Here is a 6,185-nt window from a genome sequence, read left to right as displayed (position 1 = left end):
TGCATTTGGTATCCCGGCAGCGACAAAAACTTTCCTCTTGACGCCCGAGGCCTGAACGCATATCGCCGTCCGTGGGCCACCCCTCCCCAACGAGGGGCCACTATCTGGAAGGATAGACCACGATGACGACGCATACGAAGCCCGGATTCCGTCCGGTAAATCCCAATTTTTCCTCAGGTCCCTGCGCAAAACGTCCCGGCTGGTCGGTCGAGGCGCTGAAATCCGCTGCGCTCGGCCGCTCCCACCGCGCCAAGATCGGCAAGACCAAGCTCGAACAGGCGATCGAGCTGACGCGCGAAATCCTGCAAGTTCCGGCGGACTATCGCATCGGCATCGTGCCGGCATCGGACACTGGTGCCGTCGAGATGGCGCTGTGGTCGCTGCTCGGCGAACGCGGCGTCGACATGGTCGCCTGGGAAAGCTTTGGCTCCGGCTGGGTGACCGACGTGGTCAAGCAGTTGAAGCTCGCCGATGTGCGCAAGATCGAGGCCGGCTACGGCGAATTGCCGGATCTGGCCAAGATCGATTTCGACCGCGACGTTGTCTTCACCTGGAACGGCACCACGTCGGGCGTGCGCGTGCCGAACGGTGATTTCATCCCAGCCGATCGCAAGGGCCTGACCATCTGCGACGCGACGTCGGCCGCCTTCGCGCAAAGGCTGGACTTCGAGAAGCTCGATGTCGTGACCTTCTCCTGGCAGAAGGTGCTGGGCGGCGAGGGCGCGCATGGCATGCTGATCCTGTCGCCACGTGCCGTCGCGCGGCTGGAGAGCTACAAGCCTTCATGGCCGTTGCCGAAAATCTTCCGCCTGACCTCGGGCGGCAAGCTGATCGAAGGCATCTTCAAGGGCGAAACCATCAACACGCCATCGATGCTTTGCGTCGAGGACTATCTCGATGCGTTGAACTGGGCGAAGTCGATCGGTGGCCTCGATGCGCTGATTGCCAGGGCGGATGCCAATGCCGCCGTGCTCGACCGGTTCGTGGAAAGCTCATCCTGGCTCGGTCATCTCGCCGTCGCGCCGGCGACACGCTCGAACACGTCGGTCTGTCTGTCCTTCAGCGATCCGGATATCGCGGCGCTCGACGCTGACGGGCAGGCGGCGTTCGCCAAGGGGCTTGTCTCGACGCTCGACAAGGAAGGCGTCGCCTACGACATCGGTTCCTACCGCGATGCCCCACCGGGATTGCGCATCTGGTGCGGCGCAACCGTCGAGACCTCCGATCTCGAAGCGCTGCTGCCCTGGCTCGACTGGGCCTTTGCCAGCCAGAAGGCGTCGCTGAAAGCGGCTGCCTGAGGTACTCCGCGGCGGCCCGAGGGCCGCCCGTTCCCGGATCAATCCCATTTTCAAGGAGGCCGCCATGGCGCCCCGCGTTCTCGTTTCCGACAAACTCTCTCCTACCGCCGTGCAGATCTTCAAGGATCGCGGCGTCGAGGTCGACTATCTGCCCGACCTCGGCAAGGACAAGGAAAAGCTGCTTGAAGTGATCGGCCAGTACGACGGCCTCGCCATCCGCTCGGCGACCAAGGTCACCGAGAAGCTGATCAACGCCGCCACCAATCTCAAGGTCATCGGCCGCGCCGGCATCGGCGTCGACAATGTCGATATCCCGGCGGCAAGCCGCAAAGGTATCATCGTGATGAATACGCCCTTCGGCAATTCGATCACGACGGCCGAACACGCCGTGGCGATGATCTTCGCGCTCGCCCGCCAGATACCGGAAGCCAACGCTTCGACCCATGCCGGTAGATGGGAGAAGAACCGCTTCATGGGCGTCGAGATCACCGGCAAGACGCTCGGCGTCATCGGCTGCGGCAACATCGGTTCGATCGTCGCCACACGCGGCGTCGGGCTGAAGATGCATGTCGTCGCCTTCGACCCGTTCCTGTCGGACAAGCGGGCCGAGGAACTCGGCGTCGACAAGGTGGAACTGGACGAACTCTTCGCCCGTGCGGACTTCATCACGCTGCACACGCCGCTGACCGACAAGACTCGCAACATCATCGATGCGGCCGCCATCGCCAAGATGAAGAACGGCGTGCGCATCATAAACTGCGCCCGTGGCGGGCTGGTGGTCGAAGCCGACCTCGTCGCGGCGCTGAAGAGCGGCAAAGTGGCGGGCGCCGGTATCGACGTGTTCGAGGTCGAACCGGCGGAGCAGAATACGCTGTTCGGCATGGAGAACGTGGTGGCGACGCCGCATCTCGGCGCCTCGACGGCGGAAGCGCAGGAGAATGTCGCGCTGCAGGTCGCCGAGCAGATGGCCGACTACCTGATCAAGGGTGCAGTCTCCAACGCCATAAACATGCCGTCGATCACGGCGGAAGAGGCGCCACGGCTGAAGCCGTTCGTCAAGCTCGCCGAAGTGCTCGGCGCCTTCGTCGGCCAGGTGACCGAGGATCCGATCACCGAGGTCGAGATCCTGTTCGACGGCTCGACCGCGACGATGAACACGCGCGCGCTGATCAGCGCTGCCCTGGCCGGGCTGATCAGGCCGCAGGTCGCCGACGTCAACATGGTCTCGGCGCCGATCATGGTGAAAGAGCGCGGCATCATCGTCGCCGAGGTCAAGCGCGACAAATCGGGCGTCTTCGACGGCTATATCAAGCTGACGGTCAAGACCGAGCACAGGACCCGCTCGATCGCCGGCACCTGCTTCTCCGACGGCAAGCCGCGCTTCATCCAGATCAAGGGCATCAACCTCGACGCCGAGGTCGGCCAGCACATGCTCTACACGACCAATGCCGACGCGCCCGGCATCATCGGCCTGCTCGGTACTGTCTGTGGCGAGAATGGCGTCAACATCGCCAACTTCCAGCTTGGCCGCAATCGGCCGGGGGGCGACGCCATCGCCCTGCTCTATCTCGACGCGCCGTTCCCGGAAAAGGTGCTGGAGCAGGTGCGGGGCCACAAGTCGATCGACTCGGCAAAGCGCCTCCAGTTCGACGTGGGCGGGTTCTAGTCGATCCCTCCGCACCCTCAGGGTGATAAGCAAAACCATTACGACGCCCCGTTTGCCGGCATGCATGCGGGGCGTTGCCGTGACCGCTGGAGTAGCCTGGCGGGTTGGGCCGTTGCCGGCGGTAGCACGCTTTGGAAACCCGCCTGATGATACGCTCGTTGCTTCAAGCTGCTACAAGGATATCCTCTTTAGCCATCAGTACATTAGCGCATGACGATAAGAAGATGACTGGCCTAATCTAACGATTTTGTGATCTGCTTGACGATCCCGGTTTCTTTCCGCAGGCTGACACCAAGTGATTGGCATGACTTAAACTTAACTGATTTTGTCATGATTTTGCGCGCTCCTTTCGGCGCGCCTCTATTGTTGTCGGGGTGCCTTCGATGGATCGTCACAATACTGTCCGACTGAGCCGCCGTCTTTTTCTGTCTTCGGTTGCGATGTTTACGGCAACGGCAACATCGGCAAGCTTTGCCCGATCCTTGTCGGGCTCGCTGCCTTGGGCGCCGCTGTCGTCCGATCCGCCGATGCAGGTCGTGTCCGGCGGCTGGCAGTTCTTCACGCCGCAGGAAGCCGCGCTCGTCGAGGCCATCGTCGACCGCCTTGTCCCCGCCGACGATCTCTCGATGGGCGGCAAGGAGGCCGGCTGCGCTGTCTATATAGACCGTCAGTTGACGGGCGCGTTCGGAACGTCGAGCCGGCTCTACACAAAAGGACCGTTCCTGCCGGGGTTGCCCACGCAAGGTTACCAGGGCGAAGCCAATCCCGCCCAGCGTTACCGCATCGGCCTTGCCGCCATCGACGCTTTCCTGAAACAGCGCGACGGCAAGACATTCGCCGAGCTCCAGCCGGCGGACCAGGATGCATTCCTGACCGCCATGGAAGCTGGAAAGGTTGACTTGCCAAACGGCGTCAAGGGTCCTGGTTTCTTCGGGCTTCTGCTGCAGAACACGATGGAAGGGTTCTTTGCCGATCCGGTCTATGGCGGCAACAAGGACATGGTCTCGTGGCGCATGCTTGGTTTCCCCGGCGCTCGCTATGACTACCGGGACCACGTCAGCAAGCACAATCAGCCCTATCCGCGGCCGCCCGTCTCCATCGAAGGCAGCCCGGAATGGCTCGTGAAAAGGAGCTGACCATGACGACGATACTGCCTCGCAAGGATGTCGTGATCGTCGGCCTCGGCTGGACAGGGTCCATCCTTGCGCATGAACTCACCGATCAGGGCCTGGACGTTCTGGCCATCGAGCGTGGTCCCTGGCGCGATACGGCAACCGATTTCAACATCGGCTACGCACAGGACGAGTTGCGCTACAGCGTGCGGCGCGACCTGTTCCTGCAGCCTGCCGTTGAAACGCTGACCATGCGCAACGACCCGTCGCAGACGGCGCTGCCGATGCGCGATTTCGGCTCGTTCCTGCCAGGCAACGGTGTCGGTGGCGCCGGGGTGCACTGGAACGGCCACACCTGGCGGTTCTGGGATTCGGATTTTCAGATCAAGACCAACCTGACCAAGAGGTATGGCGCGGCACGGATCGCCGATCTCCAGGTCGAGGACTGGGGCGTGACCGGCGCCGAGATGGAGCCTTATTACGACCAGTTCGAATATCTGGCGGGCATCTCGGGCAAAGCCGGCAACATCAAGGGGCAGCTACAGGAAGGCGGCAATCCGTTCGAGGATCCGAGGTCGCGGGACTATCCGAACCCGCCGATGGAGATGACCTACGCGCCGACCCTGTTCGCCAATGCCGGCCGGTCCATGGGATTGCACCCGTTCCCGACACCGTCCGCCAACATGTCACGGACCTATGTCAATCCGCTCGGCATCACCATGGGGCAGTGCACCTATTGCGGATTCTGCGAGCGGTTCGGCTGCGCCAACTATTCCAAATCCAGCGCCCAGACCACCATCCTTCCCGTCCTGATGAAGAAGGCCAATTTCGAGGTCCGGACCGACAGCGAGGTGCTGCATGTCGATCTTGCCGCCGGCGGCAAGTCGGCGCGCGGCGTAACCTATGTCGATACGTCGGGACAGGAATTCTTCCAGCCGGCCGATCTCGTGCTTCTGTGCGCCTACGGCCTGCACAATGCCCGGCTGATGATGCTGTCGGGCATCGGCAGGATCTATGATCCCGCTACCGGCGAGGGCACGGTCGGCCGCAACTACTGCTACCAGACCAACGCCGGCGTGCAGGTGTTCTTCGATGACAAGAACTTCAATCCGTTCATTGCCGCGGGCGCGCTCGGTCAGACGATCGACGACTATAATGGCGACGCCTTCGACCACGGCGGGCTCGATTTCGTCGGCGGCGCGGGCATAAACTGCATCCCCACCAATGGACGTCCCATTGGGACCCGGCCGACGCTGCCGGGCACGCCGAAGTGGGGCAGCGCCTGGAAGAAGGCGACCGTCGCGGGCTACAAAAGCACGCTCGGCTTCTCCTCGCAGGGCAGCAGCTACGCGATACGCACCAACTACCTCGACCTCGACCCGACCTACAAGGATCGCTTCGGCCGGCCGCTTATGCGCATGACCTTCGATTTTCCCGACAACGATATCAGGATGTCGAATTACCTCTGCGACCGGATGGAGGAAATTGCCAAGACGCTTGGCGGCAAGCAATACAATGTCGGCCGTCGCAAAAAGGGCTGGGACAGCGTCCCATATCAAAGCACCCACAATACTGGCGGCGCCATCATGGGAACCGACCCGAAGAAGAGCGCGGTCAACACCTTCCTGCAAAGCTGGGATGTGCCCAACGTCTTCGTCATCGGCGCGTCGGCCTTTCCGCAGAATGCCGGCAAGAATCCGACCGGAACGGTCGGCGCGCTCGCCTACCGCGCCGCTGACGGCATCCGCAATCATTATCTTCGCAATCCCGGCGCCCCGTTGGTGCAGGCATGAGGACGCTCGCTGCCGGCGCCGGCGCGGCCCTGCTGGCGATCACGCCTGCACTTGCCGCCGATCAGGCGGACCAGATCATCCGCGGCCAATACCAGGCGGTGCTCGGCGATTGCGCGGGCTGTCATACGAGGCCGGGGGGCAAGCCGCTGGCCGGCGGCCTGCCGCTCGAAACGCCCTTCGGCGCACTGGTGCCGCCCAACATCACGCCCGACCACGAGACGGGCATCGGCAATTGGTCGGAGATCGATTTCCGCAACATGATGAAGACGGGCGTCGGCCACGATGGCGTGCGGCTCTATCCCGCCATGCCGTATCC

General features: G+C 62.8%; 4 protein-coding genes and 1 pseudogene. All 5 read left to right on the top strand.

Features of this window, described 5'->3' with window-relative positions:
• The first annotated feature begins 122 nt into the window (after nt 1-122).
• The gene (locus EOA36_RS23825) at nt 123-1,298 is read left to right on the top strand and encodes a phosphoserine transaminase (protein WP_127279678.1); all 1,176 of its coding nucleotides are present in this window, start codon (nt 123-125) and stop codon (nt 1,296-1,298) included.
• Between the two features lie 64 nt (nt 1,299-1,362).
• Entirely contained in the window at nt 1,363-2,964 is a 1,602-nt protein-coding gene (gene serA / locus EOA36_RS23820; RefSeq protein WP_127279677.1) for a phosphoglycerate dehydrogenase, read from the top strand.
• 527 nt (nt 2,965-3,491) lie between these two features.
• The gene (locus EOA36_RS23815) at nt 3,492-4,100 is read left to right on the top strand and encodes a gluconate 2-dehydrogenase subunit 3 family protein (protein ID WP_245464451.1); all 609 of its coding nucleotides are present in this window, start codon (nt 3,492-3,494) and stop codon (nt 4,098-4,100) included.
• A gap of 2 nt (nt 4,101-4,102) precedes the next feature.
• Nucleotides 4,103-5,869 carry a GMC family oxidoreductase gene (locus tag EOA36_RS23810; protein WP_127279676.1) on the top strand — a complete coding sequence of 589 codons (1,767 nt, stop codon included), beginning with the start codon at nt 4,103-4,105 and terminating at the stop codon, nt 5,867-5,869.
• Nucleotides 5,866-6,185 (top strand): annotated as a pseudogene (locus tag EOA36_RS23805) (cytochrome c); the annotation flags it as partial. The gene EOA36_RS23810 and the pseudogene EOA36_RS23805, both read left to right, overlap by 4 nt.

The organism is Mesorhizobium sp. M8A.F.Ca.ET.021.01.1.1 (assembly GCF_003998025.1).
Taxonomy (GTDB): Bacteria; Pseudomonadota; Alphaproteobacteria; order Rhizobiales; family Rhizobiaceae; genus Mesorhizobium.
This window is presented reverse-complemented; position numbering and strand designations above follow the sequence as displayed.